Source organism: Allobosea sp. GW821-FHT03A12 (assembly GCF_058986765.1).
The window spans coordinates 1,121,781-1,139,207 of sequence record NZ_JBYSVZ010000001.1; the positions used below are offsets into that span (position 1 = coordinate 1,121,781).

At 69.4% G+C, this 17,427-nt stretch carries 13 protein-coding genes; 3 read left to right on the top strand and 10 right to left on the bottom strand.

The window, feature by feature from the left end:
• Nucleotides 1-11 precede the first annotated feature (11 nt).
• The 6 genes from AC3WLC_RS05285 to AC3WLC_RS05310 form a co-directional block, all read right to left on the bottom strand.
• Nucleotides 12-1,682: an amidohydrolase gene (locus AC3WLC_RS05285; RefSeq protein ID WP_493682874.1), complete on the bottom strand. Its 1,671-nt coding sequence runs from the start codon at nucleotides 1,680-1,682 to the stop codon at nucleotides 12-14.
• A 223-nt stretch (nucleotides 1,683-1,905) separates the two neighbouring features.
• On the bottom strand, nucleotides 1,906-6,654 hold the full coding sequence (locus AC3WLC_RS05290) for an autotransporter domain-containing protein (protein WP_493682875.1): 4,749 nt from the start codon (nucleotides 6,652-6,654) through the stop codon (nucleotides 1,906-1,908).
• Between the two features lie 370 nt (nucleotides 6,655-7,024).
• Nucleotides 7,025-7,465, bottom strand: coding sequence for a nuclear transport factor 2 family protein (locus AC3WLC_RS05295; RefSeq protein ID WP_493682876.1), 441 nt, complete (start codon nucleotides 7,463-7,465; stop codon nucleotides 7,025-7,027).
• Entirely contained in the window at nucleotides 7,455-8,954 is a 1,500-nt protein-coding gene (locus AC3WLC_RS05300) for a tripartite tricarboxylate transporter permease (RefSeq protein ID WP_493682877.1), read from the bottom strand. The genes AC3WLC_RS05295 and AC3WLC_RS05300 overlap by 11 nt, the downstream gene beginning before the upstream one ends.
• Nucleotides 8,954-9,439 (bottom strand): tripartite tricarboxylate transporter TctB family protein, encoded by a 486-nt coding sequence (locus AC3WLC_RS05305; RefSeq protein WP_493682878.1) that lies wholly within the window; start codon nucleotides 9,437-9,439, stop codon nucleotides 8,954-8,956. The genes AC3WLC_RS05300 and AC3WLC_RS05305 overlap by 1 nt, the downstream gene beginning before the upstream one ends.
• Nucleotides 9,436-10,419 carry a Bug family tripartite tricarboxylate transporter substrate binding protein gene (locus tag AC3WLC_RS05310; protein ID WP_493682879.1) on the bottom strand — a complete coding sequence of 328 codons (984 nt, stop codon included), beginning with the start codon at nucleotides 10,417-10,419 and terminating at the stop codon, nucleotides 9,436-9,438. Before AC3WLC_RS05310 ends, AC3WLC_RS05305 begins: the two co-directional genes overlap by 4 nt.
• A 398-nt stretch (nucleotides 10,420-10,817) precedes the next feature.
• On the opposite strand from AC3WLC_RS05310, the gene AC3WLC_RS05315 reads away from it, so the two are divergent.
• Genes AC3WLC_RS05315 through AC3WLC_RS05325 form a run of 3 tightly spaced genes read left to right on the top strand, consistent with a single transcriptional unit; the run spans nucleotide 10,818 to nucleotide 13,235 of the window.
• The gene (locus AC3WLC_RS05315) at nucleotides 10,818-11,471 is read left to right on the top strand and encodes an NADPH-dependent FMN reductase (RefSeq protein ID WP_493682880.1); all 654 of its coding nucleotides are present in this window, start codon (nucleotides 10,818-10,820) and stop codon (nucleotides 11,469-11,471) included.
• Nucleotides 11,468-12,523 (top strand): LLM class flavin-dependent oxidoreductase, encoded by a 1,056-nt coding sequence (locus AC3WLC_RS05320; RefSeq protein WP_493682881.1) that lies wholly within the window; start codon nucleotides 11,468-11,470, stop codon nucleotides 12,521-12,523. Before AC3WLC_RS05315 ends, AC3WLC_RS05320 begins: the two co-directional genes overlap by 4 nt.
• Nucleotides 12,516-13,235: an SDR family NAD(P)-dependent oxidoreductase gene (locus AC3WLC_RS05325; protein ID WP_493682882.1), complete on the top strand. Its 720-nt coding sequence runs from the start codon at nucleotides 12,516-12,518 to the stop codon at nucleotides 13,233-13,235. Before AC3WLC_RS05320 ends, AC3WLC_RS05325 begins: the two co-directional genes overlap by 8 nt.
• 7 nt (nucleotides 13,236-13,242) lie before the next feature.
• Here the strand turns inward: AC3WLC_RS05325 and AC3WLC_RS05330 are convergent, their stop codons facing one another.
• From AC3WLC_RS05330 to AC3WLC_RS05345, 4 genes are read right to left on the bottom strand one after another with little or no spacing between them, the layout of a single operon-like run.
• Nucleotides 13,243-14,169, bottom strand: coding sequence for a LysR family transcriptional regulator (locus tag AC3WLC_RS05330; RefSeq protein WP_493682883.1), 927 nt, complete (start codon nucleotides 14,167-14,169; stop codon nucleotides 13,243-13,245).
• 15 nt (nucleotides 14,170-14,184) lie between these two features.
• On the bottom strand, nucleotides 14,185-15,570 hold the full coding sequence (locus AC3WLC_RS05335; RefSeq protein WP_493682884.1) for an FAD-dependent oxidoreductase: 1,386 nt from the start codon (nucleotides 15,568-15,570) through the stop codon (nucleotides 14,185-14,187).
• Nucleotides 15,571-15,583: 13 nt separating this feature from the next.
• Nucleotides 15,584-16,534: an isocitrate lyase/PEP mutase family protein gene (locus AC3WLC_RS05340; protein WP_493682885.1), complete on the bottom strand. Its 951-nt coding sequence runs from the start codon at nucleotides 16,532-16,534 to the stop codon at nucleotides 15,584-15,586.
• Entirely contained in the window at nucleotides 16,531-17,232 is a 702-nt protein-coding gene (locus tag AC3WLC_RS05345; RefSeq protein ID WP_493682886.1) for a GntR family transcriptional regulator, read from the bottom strand. Before AC3WLC_RS05345 ends, AC3WLC_RS05340 begins: the two co-directional genes overlap by 4 nt.
• Nucleotides 17,233-17,427: the final 195 nt, after the last annotated feature.

Sequence of the window (17,427 nt, forward strand, 5' to 3'; positions counted from 1 at the left end):
CGGCAGTTCCCTCAGGCGCTGCCGTGGACGAGTCTGCCCTCGAACCAGGTGGCCAAAACCTTCGTCTGCGCGATCGCCAGCGGATCGATCGTCATCAGGTCGCGGTCCAGCATGATCATGTCCGCCGACAAGCCCGGCGCGAGCCGGCCGGTGCGGTGGCTGAGGCGCATCGCTGCCGCCGGATTGGTCGTATAGAGCGGCAGGACCTCGGCGACGCTCACCGCCTGATCGGGCGCATGCGCGCCATCGTGGCGGCCGGTCGGGTCGCGCCGGGTGACGAGGCCGCACATGGCTTCCCACGGATCGAGGTCGGGCGCGATCGTGCGCCAGTCGGAGGCGGCGACGACGGCCGCACCCGAGGCGAGGATGTCGCGCACCGGCCAGACCGTCGCATAGCGCTCGGGCCCGACCATCCGCTCATGCGTCAGGCTGGCGGAATTGGGATGCCAGAGCGGTGGGCACATGTCGTGCAAGACGTTGAGCTTGGCCAGGCGCGGGATGTCTGCTGCGGTGATGAACTGGCCATGGGCGATCTGGTGCTGCGGCCCGTCCGGGCCATTAAGGCGGCGCACCTGCTCGACCGCATCGAGCACCATGCGGATGGCGCGGTCGCCGACGGCATGCACTTTCACGCCGAGGCCGTCGCGATCGAAATCCGCGATCGCCTCGGTCAGCTCGTCCAGAGTCAGCGAGGTCGCGACCGGCGCCTCGTCGGGCGCGCCGGCATAGGGGGCGAGCATCGCGGCGGTGCGCAGCGAGGGCACGCCATCCAGGAAGATCTTGGCGAAGTCGGCATTCATATGCGGGCCGCAAAGCTCACGGCGCTGCTCGCGCATGAGCTTGGCCTCTTCGGCCGCATAACCGGAGCAGGTCGGGCTCAAAGCGAGATGGAAGGCGGCCCAGCAGGTCAAAGCGCCGGCATCGTCGAGGGCCCGGTAGAACTGCAGCGCCTCCAGGCTCGCTGACGCATCGGCGAAGCCGGTGATGCCGAGGCTGTTGAGATAGGCGATCGAGGCGCGCGCCGCTTCAGCTTTCCCGGCTGGGGTGAGTTCGGGGATGGCGTCGGTGACAGGCCAGGCACCGGACTCGATGAGCAGGCCGGTCGGCTGTCCTGCGGCATCCTTGACGATCTCACCATCCGGCGGGTTCGGCGTCGCGGCATCGATGCCGGCGATCCGCAAGGCGGCGGAGTTGGCGAAATAGCCATGACCGCTGAGGTGCTGCATCGCAACGGGCCGGCCGCGGCTGACCGCGTCCAGGGCCGCCAGCGCGCCGGGCTCGCGCATCCGGCGGAGAGCGAGCGCTCCGTAGGAGCCGGCGACAACCCAATCGCGCCCGTCCTGGCGGGCGCAGGCCGCTTCGATCTTGCCCAGGATCGTGTCGAAATCGTCGGCCGTGTCGAGCGCCGTCGTGTGGAGGCGCGCGATCATGCTGGGGAGGAGGTGGACGTGGAAATCGATCAGGCCCGGCATCAGCATGCGGCCGCCGAGATCGACGAGAACGGTCGCTTCCGTCTGCAGAGCCATGACCTCGGCCTGCGTGCCGAGCCCGACGATCCTGCCGCTGGCGACGGCAAGGGCCTCCGCCAGCGGGTTCGCCGGGTCCATCGTGCGGATCACGCCGTTGTACAGGATCATCTCGGCCGCGGGAGCGGGCTCTGCTGTATTCGGCCTGTCGGTCATCCCTATCCCCTCGCAAGCGACGTCGGAGTGACCGAAACAAAAAAAACCGGCGCTTCGCCCTGGCTCTTGCGAGCTCAGAGGAAAAGCGCCGGTTCGAAATGTTTCCCTGGAAGCCCGGCTCAGAGAGGAGGCATCCAGCACAAGTCACCTAGCAGGCTCAGTACGTGCCGAAATCTCGGCCCTGTCAACCGTTGCTGCGCTCGCTTTGGAAAGCTCCGTCCCTTCAGAACCGCATCTCGACCCTGCCCTTGAGGGCGTGGTCGCGGGAGCGTTCGCCGATGGCGGCGGAGTAGGTGAGGCCGAGGGCGGTGGCCTGGGAGATGCGCCAGTCGAGCCCGGCCTCGGCGACGAGGGCGTCGCGGTCGATCCGGGCGGCGAAGACCGTGGCCGGGGTGGTGCCGGCGACGAAGGCGGTGCGGGCCTGCGGGGTGAGTTCGCCGAAGCCATGGCGCCAGCCGAGCATGGCGCGGGCGAACAGCGGCATCGCCCCGAGCTGCGCCTCGGCCCGCAGGCCGAGCGTGGTGAAGCCCAGCGTCTGATCGCTGGAAAGCACGCGCAGCGCCGCTGCCCCACCACGCTCGGTGCCGGCATCCGTGCTGACGCGGATCAGCGCCAGCTGGGCGAAGGGTTCGAGCGCGACCCCGCTGAAGGCGAAGGCGTAGCCGAGCTCGGCAAAGCCCTGCGTCACCGAGCCCGGGCGCTGCAGCCGCAACAGGTCGCCGAAACCGCGTATCGCGACCTGGCGGCGGATGTCGCTTTCCGACCAGCTATAGGCCGCGCCAGTATCGAGCCTGAGATTGCCGAAGCGGGCTCCAGCATAGAGCGCGGCATGGCCGCTTTCGAGCCTGCCGCTCGACAGGCGGGCATCGAGGTCGAAGCGCGACTGGCTGTAGCCGCCGGCGACGCCGACTTTGAACGATGAGCCGGGCGCCTCATAGAGCATCAGGTCCGCGCCGAGCAGGGCGCCGCCGCTGCGGCGGTTGAGGCTGGCGGCATTGCCATCGGCATCGGTATTCCCGGTGCTGCCGAAGGCGGTGCCCCAGAAGGCGTAGCGCGGCTGCGGCACCGGCGCCGGCATGACGATCGCACCCTTGCGGCCGGGCAGGTCGGCGGTGAAGCTCGCGGCGACCTGCCCCGGAGCCTGCGTCAGCAGCGGGCCGCGCAGATGGCCAAGGATGGTGTCGCGCACCAGCCGGCTCTCGTCGATCATCACCGAGACGGCTTGCGCATGCGCTTCGCCCGAGAGCAGGTCGAAGCCGGCGCGGGCTTCGGCCGCCGTCCCCGAGATCAGCGTGTCATAGATCGGATTGCCGACGCCGAGCCGTTCCGCCGCAATCGCGATGAAGCCCTGGTTGCGGCTCGCGGCGATATAAGTGCCGCCCGTGCTGGGGCTGGAGCCGCCATTGTCCGGGCCGAAGGAATTGTCGTTCCGCGTCATCGTCAGCCTGACGTTCTGGCTGTCATAGGCCAGCGACGGCGTCAGGAAGGCGAGGTTCGAGGTCACGCTCGAGAACTGGCCGGTCACGCCGCCCGAGGCGGTCAGGATGGTGTAGGTGGTCGCGGCCGCGTAATTGCCGTTCTCGGCCAGCACCTGCACCGTGCCACCCCAGATCGCCGCGCTGCCCGAGGCGACGATCCTGTCGCCCTGGCCGGCGGCATTGACTTCGACCTGATAGGTCGAGCCGGTCGCGAAGGCGACATTGCCGGAGACGCTCAGGGTGCCGATCGAGTTGCCCGGCGCCACCGTCGCGCCTGCGTTGGTGACGATGCCGCCGACCGTGCCCGAGCCGCCGAGCACACCGCCATCGAGCGTCACCACCGAGCTCGCGATCGAACCGTTGACGACGAGCTTGCCGGCCGTGACCTTAGTGCCGCCGGTATAGGTGCTGGTGCCGGTCAGGCTCAGCGTGCCGGAGCCGCGCTTGGTCAGCGTGCCCGTGCCGTCGATCACCATGGCCAGCGTCGCGCTATCGGTGAAGTCGGCGACGATCGCGCCGTCATTCAGGATCGCCCCGGCCGCGAGCGCGACCGTACCCGCTCCGCCGCCTGTGCCGATCCTGAGCGTGCCGAGTGCGTCGATCGTGAGGTTGCCGGAGGTCAGGGCGAGCGTGCCGCCCTCGGCCACCGTGACCGAAGATGCGAAGGTGGCGCCCGAGCCGCCGATCTCCAGCCCACCGCCGACAGTCCAGCGCGAGCCGGTACCCGTCACTAACGCCGAGGCGGTCGACGACATGCCGTAGACGCCGTTGACGAGGGTGCTCGCGGTCGAGGTCAGCGTTGCCCCGCCCGAGATCGTCATCGTGTTGGCGGTGCCCCAACCCTGGACGAAGGTGTCGCCGGTGGTCACCTTCGTGCCGGCGCCATCGATACGCACAGTCGAGTTGGCGATGAGGGCGTTGCCGCCGTTGTCGAGCTTGCCACCCTGATCGACGACCAGCGTGCCGCCGGCGACCATGATGAAATCGCCGAGGGTGAGCGAACCGCCGCGGATGACGAAGGAACCGCCGCCGCAGGAGCAGAGCGAGAGAGAGCCGCCGAGTGTGCCAGTGCCGGTGTAAATCTGCGAGCCCGTGCCGTCGAACTCGAGCGAGCCGCCGCCGGAGAAGCTGCCGGAGAAGGTCGTGGTCTGATTGGTCGAGCCGGTGATCAATGTCGAGCCGGTGTCGATGATGACGGCGCCGGAACCGGACAGCGAGCCAATCGTGGCGGAGCCGACGCCACTGGCGACCTGGAGCGCCGCCCCCGTCGCGACCGTATAGTCCGAGTTCGCCGAGAAGGCGCCCGCGCTGTTGGCGACCAGCCGGCCGCCGAGAACCTGCGTCTGCCCGGAATAGTCGTTGCTGCCGGTCAGGACGGTGACGCCGGCGATATGGCGCACCGAGCCGAGGCCGGTGATGTCGGCCGCGAAATTGTAGCTGCCGCCGGTATGGTTGAAGACGATCTTGCTGGCGCCGGTGTTCAGGGAGACGGTCTCGACGACGAGGTCACCAGCCGCGGCGGCGGCGCTGCCCTCGGCCGCGCCGAGATTGATCGTGCCGCCGGCGCTGCCGCCGACGAGGCCGGCCTGCAGGACCGAGCTGGCGCCGATGAGCTCGAACTTGCCGCCGTCGGAGAGCGTCAGCGAGCCGGCATTGGCGTGGCCGATATAGACCTGCGTGCCGTTGCCGACCCATTGCGAGCCGGCCCCGCTGATCGAGACCGAACTGTCGCCGCCGCCGCCGACGATGCCGACCGTGCCCGCGCCGCCGCCGGTCTTGACCGAACCGCCGGCCTCGATACGCAGCGTGCCCGAGCCATGCTCGCCGACCCGCATCTGGCCATAGGTCTCCCAGCTCGAGCCCAAGCCGGTGACGATCGCGGTGGCGCCGTTGCTGATATAGGCCTGCCCGCCGGCGCTGTTGCTGCCGAGCTTGCCGCCGCCCTGGATCCGCAGCGTGCCCTCGTTGACCCAGGTCCGCCCGTTATTGCCGGCCGAGCTGTCGCCGGTCAGCACCAGCGTGCCGGCGCCCTGCTTGATGAAGCTGGCGCTGCCGCCGGTGGTGATCGAGCCGGTGAGGGTCAGCGTCGTGCCGGTCGCGGTCTCGATCCGCCCACCGCCATCGGTGAAGGCGATGTTGCGATTGCTGGAGAAGCTTGCCGTCGTGCGCAGCACGGCGTCGGCCCCGGTCCCGGCCCCGCCGACGATGGTGCTGTTGTTCAGCGTGATCGTGGTGCTGGACGCGCCGAGATTGGCGTTGGACGAGACCGACACCGTGCCGGCCGAGATCGTCGTGCCGCCGGTGTAGAAATTGGTGCCGGTCAGCGTCAGCGTGCCGCTACCGGTCTTGGTCAGGCTGCCGGCGCTGAAGATGGTGCCAGCCATGGTGAAGGTCTGACCGGCGGTCACCTCGATCGTGCCGTTGGCGTTGAGCGCCACTGCCCGTGCAGTCGAGAAGCTTCCCGTCACCTGCAAGGTGCTGGTTCCGGCGAAGGTGACACTGCCCGATGCGTCGCCGAGATTGGCATTCGACGAGATCGAGAGCGTGCCGGCGGTGAGCGTCGTGCCACCAGTATAGGTATTGCTGCCGGTCAGCGTCAGCGTGCCGGCACCCTGCTTGTCGATAGCGCCGCCGCCGCTGATGACGTTGCCGACCGTGACCGCGGTCGGCTGGTTGAAGACCAGCGTACCGCTGTCGACGACGATGCCGCCGGAGAGGCCGCTGCTGGCATTGAGGAAGGTGAGCGCATTGGCACCGCCGGTGAAGTGGATCGCCGCCGCCTGGGTCGCGCCGTCGCCGGACATGCCGCCTGCGATCGTGCCTGCCGTGGTGATCGTCAGGTTCGAGCCGACGATGCCCTCGCCACCCGCGCCGGCCGAGGCGCTGCCGTTCGCACCGCGGGCCCCGCCGTCACCGCCCCGAATGGTCCCGGTTCCGCTGAGAGCCAGCGAGGAACTGCCGGCCGTGAAGAGCAGACCCGTGCCGCCCGAGCCGCCCGAGCCGCCGGAACCGAACACGAGTCCGTTGCCGCCATTGCCGCCGCTTCCACCGCTGATCGTGAAAGCGATCGCCCCGACATTGCCGGCGCCCGTCACCACCGCGCCGTAGCCACCGGCGCCGCCGCCGCCGCCGCCTGCGCCGGGCGCTCCGATGTGATTGATGCCGTTCCCGCCGTCGCCGCCGGTCCCTCCGCTCGCATTGGCGCCTGGCAGGACCACGCCGACATAGCCGTGCGCGCCACCGGCGCCGCCGGTGCCGCCGGTGTCGCCGGCGTTCGTGCCGCCCGCGCCCCCGGCACCGCCTGTACCGGCACCGGCACCGCCACCACCGCCGCCGGACGCGTTGATTGCGTCAGCCACCCCGGGACTGCCCGCGCCGCCGGCAATATCGGGATTGTCGACGCCGCCAGCACCGCCGACCGGGCCGAGGCTTACGCTGCCGCCGGCACCGCCATTAGCCAGCGCCGGACCGGTGAGCGACGTGCACAGGAGCACGAGCGCCGTTCCCGCGCGCAGACGCGAGCGGAGCCGCGTGTCAGATGGTCCCTCAGCCTCGGCGGCGAGCACGGATATCACGAAAGTCCCCCCGGACGGGCGCACAACCTGGAGATGAAATTGCGCCAAGCTCCTCTCGTGCGGTCGTTCGCCCGGAATGTAAAGATCATTGCCGGCCGACCATCACAAGAAGAAGCGCGATGTTGCCGACCGGTCATATTCGGTGCCAGCGAGGCGCCGCTCGAACCGTGGTTCGCGCCCTCTTCTCCTGTCTCTTCCTTTGCGGAAGGCGAAGGGGCGTCTCCCCCCAGGGATATTTCGCCCAGGAGGAGCGCAGCCAGCGCGTGTCCTCGCGCCCCGTCGTCGCTGTTCAACCGGCGTTTCGGACTTGCGCGGCCAGGCGCGCCTCGCCGCTGTCGTTCCAGACTTCCTGGCGCCGGATCAATCCGCCGGTGATCTCGAAGCGGTCGACGAAGCGGATGCCGGAGAAGGCGGTGCCGTCAGGCCATTGGCCGTAGAGGCTGCCGAGGACATAGACGATGGCCGAGCCGTCCGCGCGCTCGCAGAGATCGCAGCGCTCGATGTGCTTGGCGATGCTGCGATAGCGGCCGGACGAGCCCGTGACGATCGCGGCAAGATCGCTCCGCCTCGCGCCGCCGGGGAAGACGAACTCGGCATCCGCGGTGACGAAGCCGCTGGCGGCGTCGAGATCGCGCCGTTCCATCGCCGCGAGGTAGCGGAGTGCGAGGGCCTTCGGGCCGTCATGGCGCTCGGCTGCGAGGGCGGGCGAGAGGACCGCCTCAGAGCTCATTGACCGCCCTCGCCACCATCAGCTTCTGGCGGACCTTCGAGAACATCGGCAGCACGATCAGCAGCAGGCCGAAGGCCAGGATGGTCAGGGCGATCGGCCGGCCCATCAGATAGTCGAGCGGATCGCGCGCCAGCATCATGGTCTGGCGCAGGTTGAACTCGATCGGCCCGCCGAGCACGAAGGCGAGGATCAGCGGCGCCGTGTCGAAGCGCAGCTTGCGCAGGCCGTAGCCGAGCACGCCGAACAGCAGCAGGAGCAGCACCTCGACCGGATTGTTGTTGAGCGAATAGGCGCCGATGATCATGAACAGGATCAGCGCGGCGTAGAGCGCGCGATAGGGCACTTTCAAGAGCTGCACCCAGATGCCGATCAGCGGCAGGTTGAGCGCCACCAGCATGACGTTGCCGACATACATCGAGGCGATCACGCCCCAGAAGATCTCTGGCCGCTCCTGGATCATCAGCGGGCCGGGCGTGACGTTGTGGACGATCAGCGCCCCGAGCAGCAGGGCGGTGACGGGATTACCGGGCAGGCCGAGCGCCAGCAGCGGGATGAAGGAGCCGGCCGCACCGGCATTATTGGCCGCTTCCGGCCCGGCGACGCCCTCGACGGCGCCGTTGCCGAACTCCTCGGGATGCTTGGTGAACTTCTTCTCGACGCCATAGGAGATGAAGGAGGCGAGCGTCGCCCCGCCGCCGGGCAGAAGGCCGATCAGGAAGCCGAGCACCGAGCCGCGGGCGATCGGCATGGCCGAGCGCTTCCAGTCCTCCTTGGTCGGCATCAGGCTGCCGACGGGCACCGCCTGCATCGAGCGGGTGCGGAATTTCTCGACGTTCTCGAAGACTTCGCCAAGGCCGAAGATGCCCATGGCGACCACGACGACGCCGAAGCCGTCGGTGAGTTCGGGGATGCCGAGGGTGAAGCGCGGCTGGCCGGTGATGACGTCCTGCCCGACCATGGCGAGCAGCAGGCCGGCGACGATCATGATCAGCGACTTGACGACGTTGCCCTTGGCCAGGACCAGGATGACGATGAAGCCGAGCAGCAGCAGCGACAGGTTCTCGGCCGGTCCGAAGCGGATGGCGAACTCGACCAGCGGCATGCTGATCAGGCCGATGGCGACCGCGCCGACCGTGCCGGCGACGAAGGAGCCGATCGCGGCGATGGCGATGGCGCTGCCGGCTCGGCCCTGCTGCGCCATCTTGTAGCCGTCGAGGCAGGTGACGACGCTCTGGGCCTCGCCGGGGATCTTGACCAGGATCGCCGTGGTCGAGCCGCCATAGCTGGCGCCGTAATAGATACCGGCGATCATGATGATCGCCGAGACCGGGTCGAGCCCGATGGTCAGCGGCAGCAGCATCGCGATCGCCGCCGTGGGGCCGAGCCCGGGCAGGACGCCGATCAGCGTGCCGATCAGCGCGCCGGCGAAGCAGAAGACCAGGTTCATCGGCTTCAGGGCGACGATGAACCCTCCGAGCAAGCCTTCCATCAGTAACCCCAGAGCGTGCCGGCCGGCACGTTGACCGAGAGCGCGACGACGAAGAGCAGATAGGCGGCGAGGGCGGTCAGCACGGCCCGGACGAGGGCCCTTGCCGAGACCAGTTTCTCCTCGCCAATGGCGTAGAGGCCGTACATCAGCGCGGTGCCGGCGACGATGAAGCCGAGCCAGGTCAGCAGCAGGGCGAAGGCGCCGATCATCAGCGCGACGAGCGCGACCATGGCCGCGCCGTGCAGGCCGCCATCCTCCTCATCGTCCTCGGCCTCATCCGACCCCGGCTTGACGAACAGAGCGAGGCTCAGCCCGGTCATTGCCAGCGAGAGCAGCAGCGGCACCGCGCCGGGGCCGAGCAGCCGGCTCGTGCCGAGCGGCAGCTGCAGCGAGGCGAAGGTCCCGACCAGGCCGCAGAGGACGCCTGCGACCGAGCCGAGGCGCGGTCGCAGGGTCTCGGCCAGGCTGCTGGCTTTCCCGGTCACTTGGCTAGGCCGAGCTTGATGAGAAGCGGCTTCATCATTGCGCTTTCCTCGGCGATCTCGCGGCCGAAGATGTCGGGGCCGGCGAACTCGACCTCGGTCATCGTGCTCTGCGCGAAGGCGACGACGGCCGGACCGGTGGCGGCCTTCTCGATCGCGGCGGCAAGCTGCTGCACCACCGCGTCCGGCGTCGCCTTCGGCGCCCAGATGCCGACCAGCGGCGAGAGGGCGAGGTCGACGCCGGATTCGGCGAAGGTCGGCACATCCGGCAGGATCTTGGCGCGCGTCTTGCCGAACTGGGCGATCGCGACCATGCGCCCGCCCTTGGCCTGCGGCACGATCGACTGGGCGAAGCCGAGCGCAAGGTCGATGGTGCCGCCGACCGTCGCCGCCACCGCCGGCGTCGCGCCGGGGAAGGGCACATGGGTCAGCTTGATGTCGGCGGCGAGCGCGAAGGCCTCCCCGGAGAGATGCGTGCCGCCGCCGGTGCCGGCGCTGCCGAAGGTGACCTTCTCCGGATTGGCCTTGGCATAGGCGACGAGGCTCTTTACGTCGTTGAAGGGCGCGCCGATGCGCGCTCCCATGACGTTGGGGCCGAGACCGACGCGGGCGACCGGCCGCAGGTCCGAGACCGCATAGGGCAGCTGGTTCTGGTGCGGAGCGACCGAGAGCGGCGCCGAGGTCGAGAACAGCAAGGTGTGGCCGTCGGGCTTGGCCGATTTGGCGACGTAGTTCGCGCCGATCGTGCCGCCGGCGCCGGGCCGGGTCTCGACCAGCACGTTCTTGCCGAGGATCTTCTCCATCTCGCTGCCGAAGGCGCGGGCGAACTGGTCGGTCGAGCCGGGGGCATAGGGCACGACGAAGGTGATCGGCTGCGTCGGAAAGGCCCAAGCCGCCCGGCTGGCCAGGCCGAGCCCGGCCGTCGCGGCCAGCCCGCCGAGGAGAGCGCGCCTCCCGATCCCCGCTTCGTCCATCCCGCTCATCGGTCTTCTTCCCTCGTTCCGCCCTGATCGGCGCATGGCGGGCAAGGTGCCCGGGCCAGGCGCGATGCTTGAGCCTTTGCTGTATGCAAGAAAATGTCAACACTTCTTGCTGCGCCGGCTGGCGCATATTTCGGCATGTGCCCCAAAAGGCGGTCGGTCAAGTCGCTGCGGGCAAGAGAAGCCGCAACCCGACGTTGTCGCGCGTCCATTCCGCGCTGAGGCCGGTGCGATCCACGGGCGCTGCGAGTTGGAGGTTGAGCGGGCTGGTAGCGATTAGTGTCAACAGTATTGATGGAGGCTGCATGCAATCCGCTTATGGCGCGATGACGAAATGGCCTTGGACGCGAGCTTGCTGACTCGGTTTCGTGATGCCGATCAGTCCTGTTCGAGCGGAGACCATGCTGGCCACGTCCCCTCCCATCGGAACACCCGTCGTCAAGCCGCTGATCGTCGGCATCGGTGGCACGCCCCGTGAGCAATCCTCGACCGAACTCGCCTTGCGCCAGGCCTGCGCGGCGATCGGGGACGAAGCGGAGATCCGCATCTTCGGCGGGCGCGACCTGCTGCTGCCGCTCTATCAGCCGGGGATCGCGAACTGCGATGCCGGAGCTGCCGCGCTGGTCTCGGCGCTGATGCATTGCGACGGGCTGATCATCGCGAGCCCGGCCTATCACGGCAGTGTCTCCGGCCTGATCAAGAACGCGCTCGACTATGCCGAAGAGCTCTCGGGGGAGGCGCGGCCCTATCTCGACGGCCTGCCTATCGGGCTGATCGCCTGCGCCGCCGGCTCGCAGGCTGCTGGCCAGACTCTGGCGACGCTGCGGACGATCGCGCATGCCCTGCGCGGCTGGCCGACGCCCTATGGCGCGACGATCCGCACCACGCCCGGTCTGTTCGCAGGCGGAACCTGCCACGACCCGTTGGTCGCTGCCGATCTCGCCCGCGTCGGCGAGCAGGTCCTCACCTTCGCCCAAAAGCAGGCGGCGGCGCTGGTCGGACTGGCCTGCGTGCAGCGTGCCACGACCTTCTTGCCAACTGAGAGCAGGTCATGAGACTGGGAATCTGGGCTCCTTTGCCCCACACCATCCGGGCCGAACCCGAGATGGAGCGCGCGATCGCCGAACTCGGCACGGCCGGCGCCGGCGGGTTGGCCGATACCTCCTTCGAGTTCGCCGCGCGCATCCTGCAGCAGGCCGAGGAGGCCGGCTTCTCGATCTCGCTGATCGCCGAGCGCTGGCTCGGGCCGGATCTCGAAGCCTGGGTCATGGCCTCGGCACTGTCGCAGCGCACGCGGCGCATGGAGCTGATGGTCGCCGCCCATCCCGGCATCGTCACGCCGCAGGCGGTGGCCAAGATGGGCGCCTCGCTCGACCGGATCAGCGGCGGGCGCTTCGCCATCAACCTGGTCAATGGCTGGTGGCCGGACGAGCTCAACCTGTTCGGCAATGGCGGCTGGCTGGAGAGCAGCGCCGATCGCGCCGCGCGCCTCGGCGAGTTCGTCCGGGTGCTGCGCGGCCTGTGGACGCAAGATGCGTTCTCGTTCAGCGGCCGCTATTACACGGTCGACAAGGCGGGCCTGCCCTTGAAGGCGCGCCGCTCGCCGCCGCCGATCTATGCCGCCAGCCGCTCGCCCGAGGGCAAGGCGCTGGTGGCGGAAAGCTGCGATGTCTGGTTCGCCGATTACGTGCCGGACTACCGGCTCTACGACGACAACATCGCGGTGATGGCGCAGGAGATCGCCGAAATGAAGGCGCTCGCCGCCGGCCACGGCCGCGAGCTCGGGATCGGGCTGAGCGCGCATGTGATCTGTGTCGATACGTTGGACGATGCCCATGCCCAGGCCGAGGAGATGCTGGACTATGGCAAGCGCAGCCGGATCGCCGCGGTGGCGGCACGCGGGCTCGGCGCCGGCCTCGTCGGCACGCCGGAGCTGTTGGCGCAGCGGATCGAAACCTATCAGCGCATCGGCATCGATTGCCTGATGCTGCGCTTCCACCCGATGGCGGAGGGGCTCGCCAGTTTCGCGGACAAGGTCGTGCCGCTGCTGCGCGAGCGGCTCGTGATTGATGCCGGGGCGATGCAGCCGGAGCCGGCGCATGGCTGAGGCGGCAGCGTCGCGTCATGCCCTGATCACCGGCAGCTCGTCCGGGATTGGCCTTGCCCTGGCGCAGCGCCTGCTCGCGGCAGGCTGGCGCGTGACCGGGCTCGACCGCCAGCCGGCGCCGACGGAGGTCGAAGCTGCCGGCCTGCGCACGATCACGCTCGACCTGCTCGATGCTGCGGCGCTGGCGAGTGCCCTGCCGGAGATCCTGACAGAGCGGCCGGATGCCTTCGTGCACTGCGCGGGCGTGATGCGGACGGGGCGCATCGCGGAGATCCGCGACGAGGATGTCGAGACGCTCTGGCGGCTGCATGTCGGCGCTGCCATCGCCGTCCTGCGCGAGCTCGCGCCGGCCTTGCCCGATGCCCACGGGCGTATCGTGCTGCTGTCGAGCCGTGGTGCGCTCGGGCGGCCCGGACGGGGCGCCTATGCCGCGACCAAGGCGGCGCTGCACGGCTTTGCCCGCAGCCTGGCGCTGGAGCTGGCGCCGCGCGGCGTCACCGTCAATGTCGTGGCGCCGGCTGCGACCGACACGCCGATGCTGCGCGATCCCAGTCGCGGCGAGGCGCCGTCCGTCTCGCTGCCGATCGGCCGGCTGATCGCACCTGACGAGGTCGCCTATCTCGTGCAGTGTCTGCTGGCGCCGGAGGCGGGAGCGATCACCGGCCAGACGCTTTATGTCTGCGGTGGAGCCTCGCTGGTGGCGCCGGGCTGAAAGCTTTTCACTCCGGCCCTATCGCGCCGGGCCAGGCTCCCCGCTCGGTCATCTCGCGCACGATCCCGAGCGCGATGCGGGCGAACTCCGCCGCGATGGTCGAGGGCGAGGGCAGATCGAGCTCGACCAGCGCGAGCGGCCAATAGGCGCGCGGCGCGATCGGGCGGATGTCGATCTCGCCGGCGAGCATGCCGGCGGCCAGGGTAGCGCGGGTCATCAGGCTGACGCCGAGGCCGCGCCTGACGAGCCCGCTGGTGATGACGTGGTCGTCGACCTCGTAGCGCGCGTCTATCCAAAGCCCTTCGCGCGCGGCCCAGGCGTCGAGCAGCCGGCGCGAGGCGTTCGGCCGGCTTGGCAGGATCAGCGGTAGCTTGACGATCTCGGCCGAGGGCAAGCCGCCGCTGCCATCGCCGAGGCTGCCGGGCAGCCCGACGACGAAGACCTCCTCACGCAGCAGCGGCGTGACCTTGAGGCCGCGCTGAGGGAGGGGATCATGGGCGAAGGCGAGGTCGAGCTGGCGGCGGGCCAGCAGGTCGTGAAGCTGGCTCGAGAAGCCGCCGACGATCTTGACCTCGACCTGCTCATGCGCGGCGCTGAAGCGGGCGAGCAGAGGCGGGGCCAAGAGATGGCCGACGCCCGGCGGCATGCCGATGGTGAGGCGGCCGGTCAGGGCGGCCGAGCCGCGGCGGACATCGCTGGCGGCCTGCTCGACCTGGCGCAGGAGCTGGGCCGAATGCTCGAACAGGATGCGGCCGGCCTCGGTCAGCCGGGCGCCGTCGCGGCCACGTTCAAGCAGTTCCTTGCCGAGCTCGGCCTCCAGCTCGCGGATGGTACGGCTGACGGCGGGCTGCGAGATGCGCAGCATTTCCGAGGCGCGGCTGAAGCTGCCGCATTCGGCGACGGTCCGGAAATAGCGCAGCGCCCTGAGGTCCATCGGCTGCGCCGCGTCCTATGTCGTTTTCGCTTGGTGAGCGGCCGCTCGTCCAGCGATGAAGCCGAGGCCGAGCGCCGCGAGCAGGCCGTTGCCGGAAGCATAGCCGGCACCGCCCGCCCGTCCGCTGACGCCGGCCGCGGCGCCACCGCCGGCATAGAGGCCCGGCACGATGCCGCCATCCGCGCGCAGCACCCGCGCCTCCTCGTCGACCAGCAGGCCGCCCTGGGTGTGGAACAGTGCCGGGGCGATGCGGGTCGCGACGAGCGGCGCCTGCAGTGGCGCCATGCCCCAGGCCTTGCGACCAAGGGTATCTGGCCGATCGCCAGTGGCCGCGCCGGCAGCGAGCGCCAGCGTTTCGCCGAGCACCTCCGCCGGAAGCCGGCAGGCGTTCGAGAGCGCGCCGGAATCGGCAAAATCGGGCGCGCCGCCATGGGCGACGAGCACGCCGAAATCCGGCTGGCCGGCGGCGGTCCCTTCGCGGATGCGGCTGTCATAGATCGCGAACAGGCGGCCGCCACGCGCCAGGGCCGGCGCGGCGAAGGCGGAATAGCCGAGGGTCTCGTCGGCGAAGCGCCGGCCGGTCTCGTCGACGATGACGCCGCCCTTCTCGATGACCGTCCAGGTAACGAGCTCGCCATGCGGCTGGGCGATGGCGGAATGGGCCTGGTAGGCGCCCATATTGGCAAGGCGCGCGCCGAGCGCCTCGCCCCAGCGCACCGCCTCGCCATCGCTGCCGAGCGCGCCGAAATACTCGGCGCCGGCGATGTCGGGGGCGTGGCGGGCGATGAGCTCCCGGTCATGGCCGAAGCCGTTGCAGGCAAGGATCACGGCCTTGGCCGCGATCAGGGTCTCCTCGCTGCCCTGCGTGCGTACCCGTGCCCCCGTGACGATGCCATCCTCCACCATAAGCATGGTGGCGGGACTTGCCAGCGCCACCGGGATGCCGCGCGCCTCGGCCGCCTGCCAGAGCCCCTGCATCAAGTCGGCGCCGCGGCGCGAGGGCACGGCGTGCAGCCGGTTGACGCTGTGGCCGACATGCCGGTAGGCGCCGATCAGTTCGATCGGCAGGCCGAGTGCATCGGCGAGCCATTCGACCATCGGGGCCGAGATTTCGGCGAGGCGGTCGACCAACGCCTCGGCCTCGTGCGGTCCTGCGGTGCGGCGGAGATCGGCAGCAAAGCGGACGGGATCGTCGGCGATCCCCGCTGCGGCCTGGAAGCGGGTGCCGGCGGCGGGGATCGAGCCGCTCGACAGCATGGTGTTGCCGGCGAGGCGCGGCAGCTTCTCGACGACCGCGACCTCGGCCCCGGCCTCATGCGCGGTGAGCGCCGCGACGAGGCCGCAGCCGCCAGCACCGATCACCAGGACATCGACTTCGAGATCGGGCTCAGCGGAGGCCATGGCCCGCTCCGCCTCAGTGGGCCTTCGCCGTCGCCTTGTACTTGGTCTCGTAATGGTCGGTGGTGAGGAGCTGCTTCTCCAGCGCCTGCATGGCCGGGAAGCCCATCAGGTTCCAGATCTCGTCGATGCCGACCAGGAGGTCGGAGCGATCGGCCGGAATGCCGGTCTCCATCACGCCGCGCATCACCGAGAGCGCCTCCTGCATCGCCTTGATCGCGGCCGCCGGCAGCATGCGCGGCAAGCTGATGCGGCGCACGCCGAGTTCCTTCAGGCGCGGCAGCGGGATCAGCGGCGTGGTCGGGCGCGGGCGGATGCCGAAGCCCATATTGATCGAGACCGGCTTGCCGCCGGCCGCCTCGACGACGCGGGCGATCTGGTCCTCGGTCTTGACGGCGTCGGGGAAGATCGCGTCGGCGCCGGCGGCGACATAGGCGCGGATGCGCTCCAGCGTCGCGTCGATGCCCTCGACGGCGAGGGCGTCGGTGCGGGCGATGATGACGAAGTCGTCGTCGCGGCGGGCGAGGCAGGCGGCCTCGATCTTCTTGACCATCTCCTCCTTGGAGACGACTTCCTTGCCCGGCATGTGGCCGCAGCGCTTCGGGCTGACCTGGTCTTCCAGGTTGACGCCGGCGACACCCGCCTCCTCGAACATCTGCACGGTGTAGTGCACGTTCATCGGGTTGCCGTAGCCGTTGTCGGCGTCGCAGGTCAGCGGGATCGCGATCGAGCGGGCGAGCTGGCGGCAGTGATTGACGTTCTCGTTCAGCCCCATCATGCCGAGATCCTCGACGCCGAGGATCGAGTTGGCGATGGCGGCGCCGCTGGTGCAGGCGCTCTTGAAGCCGGCGGCCTCGACCAGGCGGGCGCTGTAGCCGTCATAGACGCCGGGCGAGACCAGGAACTCGCCGGAGTTGAGCAGGGCCCGGAAGGCGGCCGGAGCCGAAATCTCGCGTCTGGCGATCATGATGCTCGTTTCTCCGCCTCGGCGGCAGCAATGGACGGGGTTTCAGGAACCTGGGCCAGCACATGGCGGCCGGCGCGCTCGACATGCGAGCGCATCAGGGATTCGGCGAGGGCGCCGTCGCGCATCTTGATGGCGCGCAGGATCTGCCAGTGCTCGGTGAAGGCGAGTTCCTTGCGCTCCGGCACGGCGCCGGAGATGCGGCGATAGATGCGCAGCAGGTGGTAGAGGTCGCCGCAGAGGCTGTCGATAATGCGGTTGTTGCCGCTGGCGCGGACGACTCGCTCGTGGAAATCGAAGCGTGCTGTTTCCGGAGGCTGCTGCCCGGAATGGGCGGCTTCGAGATCGGCGATCAGCACGTCGATCTCGGCCTCGCTCATCCGCTGCGCGGCGAGCCGGCAGGCATAGCCTTCGAGCGCCTCGCGCATCTGGAAGAGCTCGAGGATCGCCTGGGCGGACAGCGAGACGACGCGGGCGCGCAGGAACGGCTCGCGCGAGACGAGCTGGATGCCCTGGAGGCGCCGGATGGCTTCGCGGACAGGGCCGCGGCTGACGCCGAAGCGCGTCGCCAGTACGGATTCGTTGACGACCATACCGGGGGCGAGTTCGGTGCTGTAGATCAAGTCGAGGATGCGGCCGAAGATCTCTTCGCCGAGCGTCTCGGGGCGCCGTTCGCCGGTTTCCGCTTCCTGCAGGTCCATGCCCCGACGTTAGGGGCGGGCTGAAAATGTGTCAACAGTTTTGAGGGGTGCACACCGAGTGCCGGCAGATAGAGCCTCGTGAGGCCCACGGTGCGCTTATAGCTATACTGATTTGGCTATCGGCTGGCCGGGAAGCAAAATGTCTGTAGAAAAATACTTTTCTGAAAGTGTTGACATTAATCGACCCCACTCGCA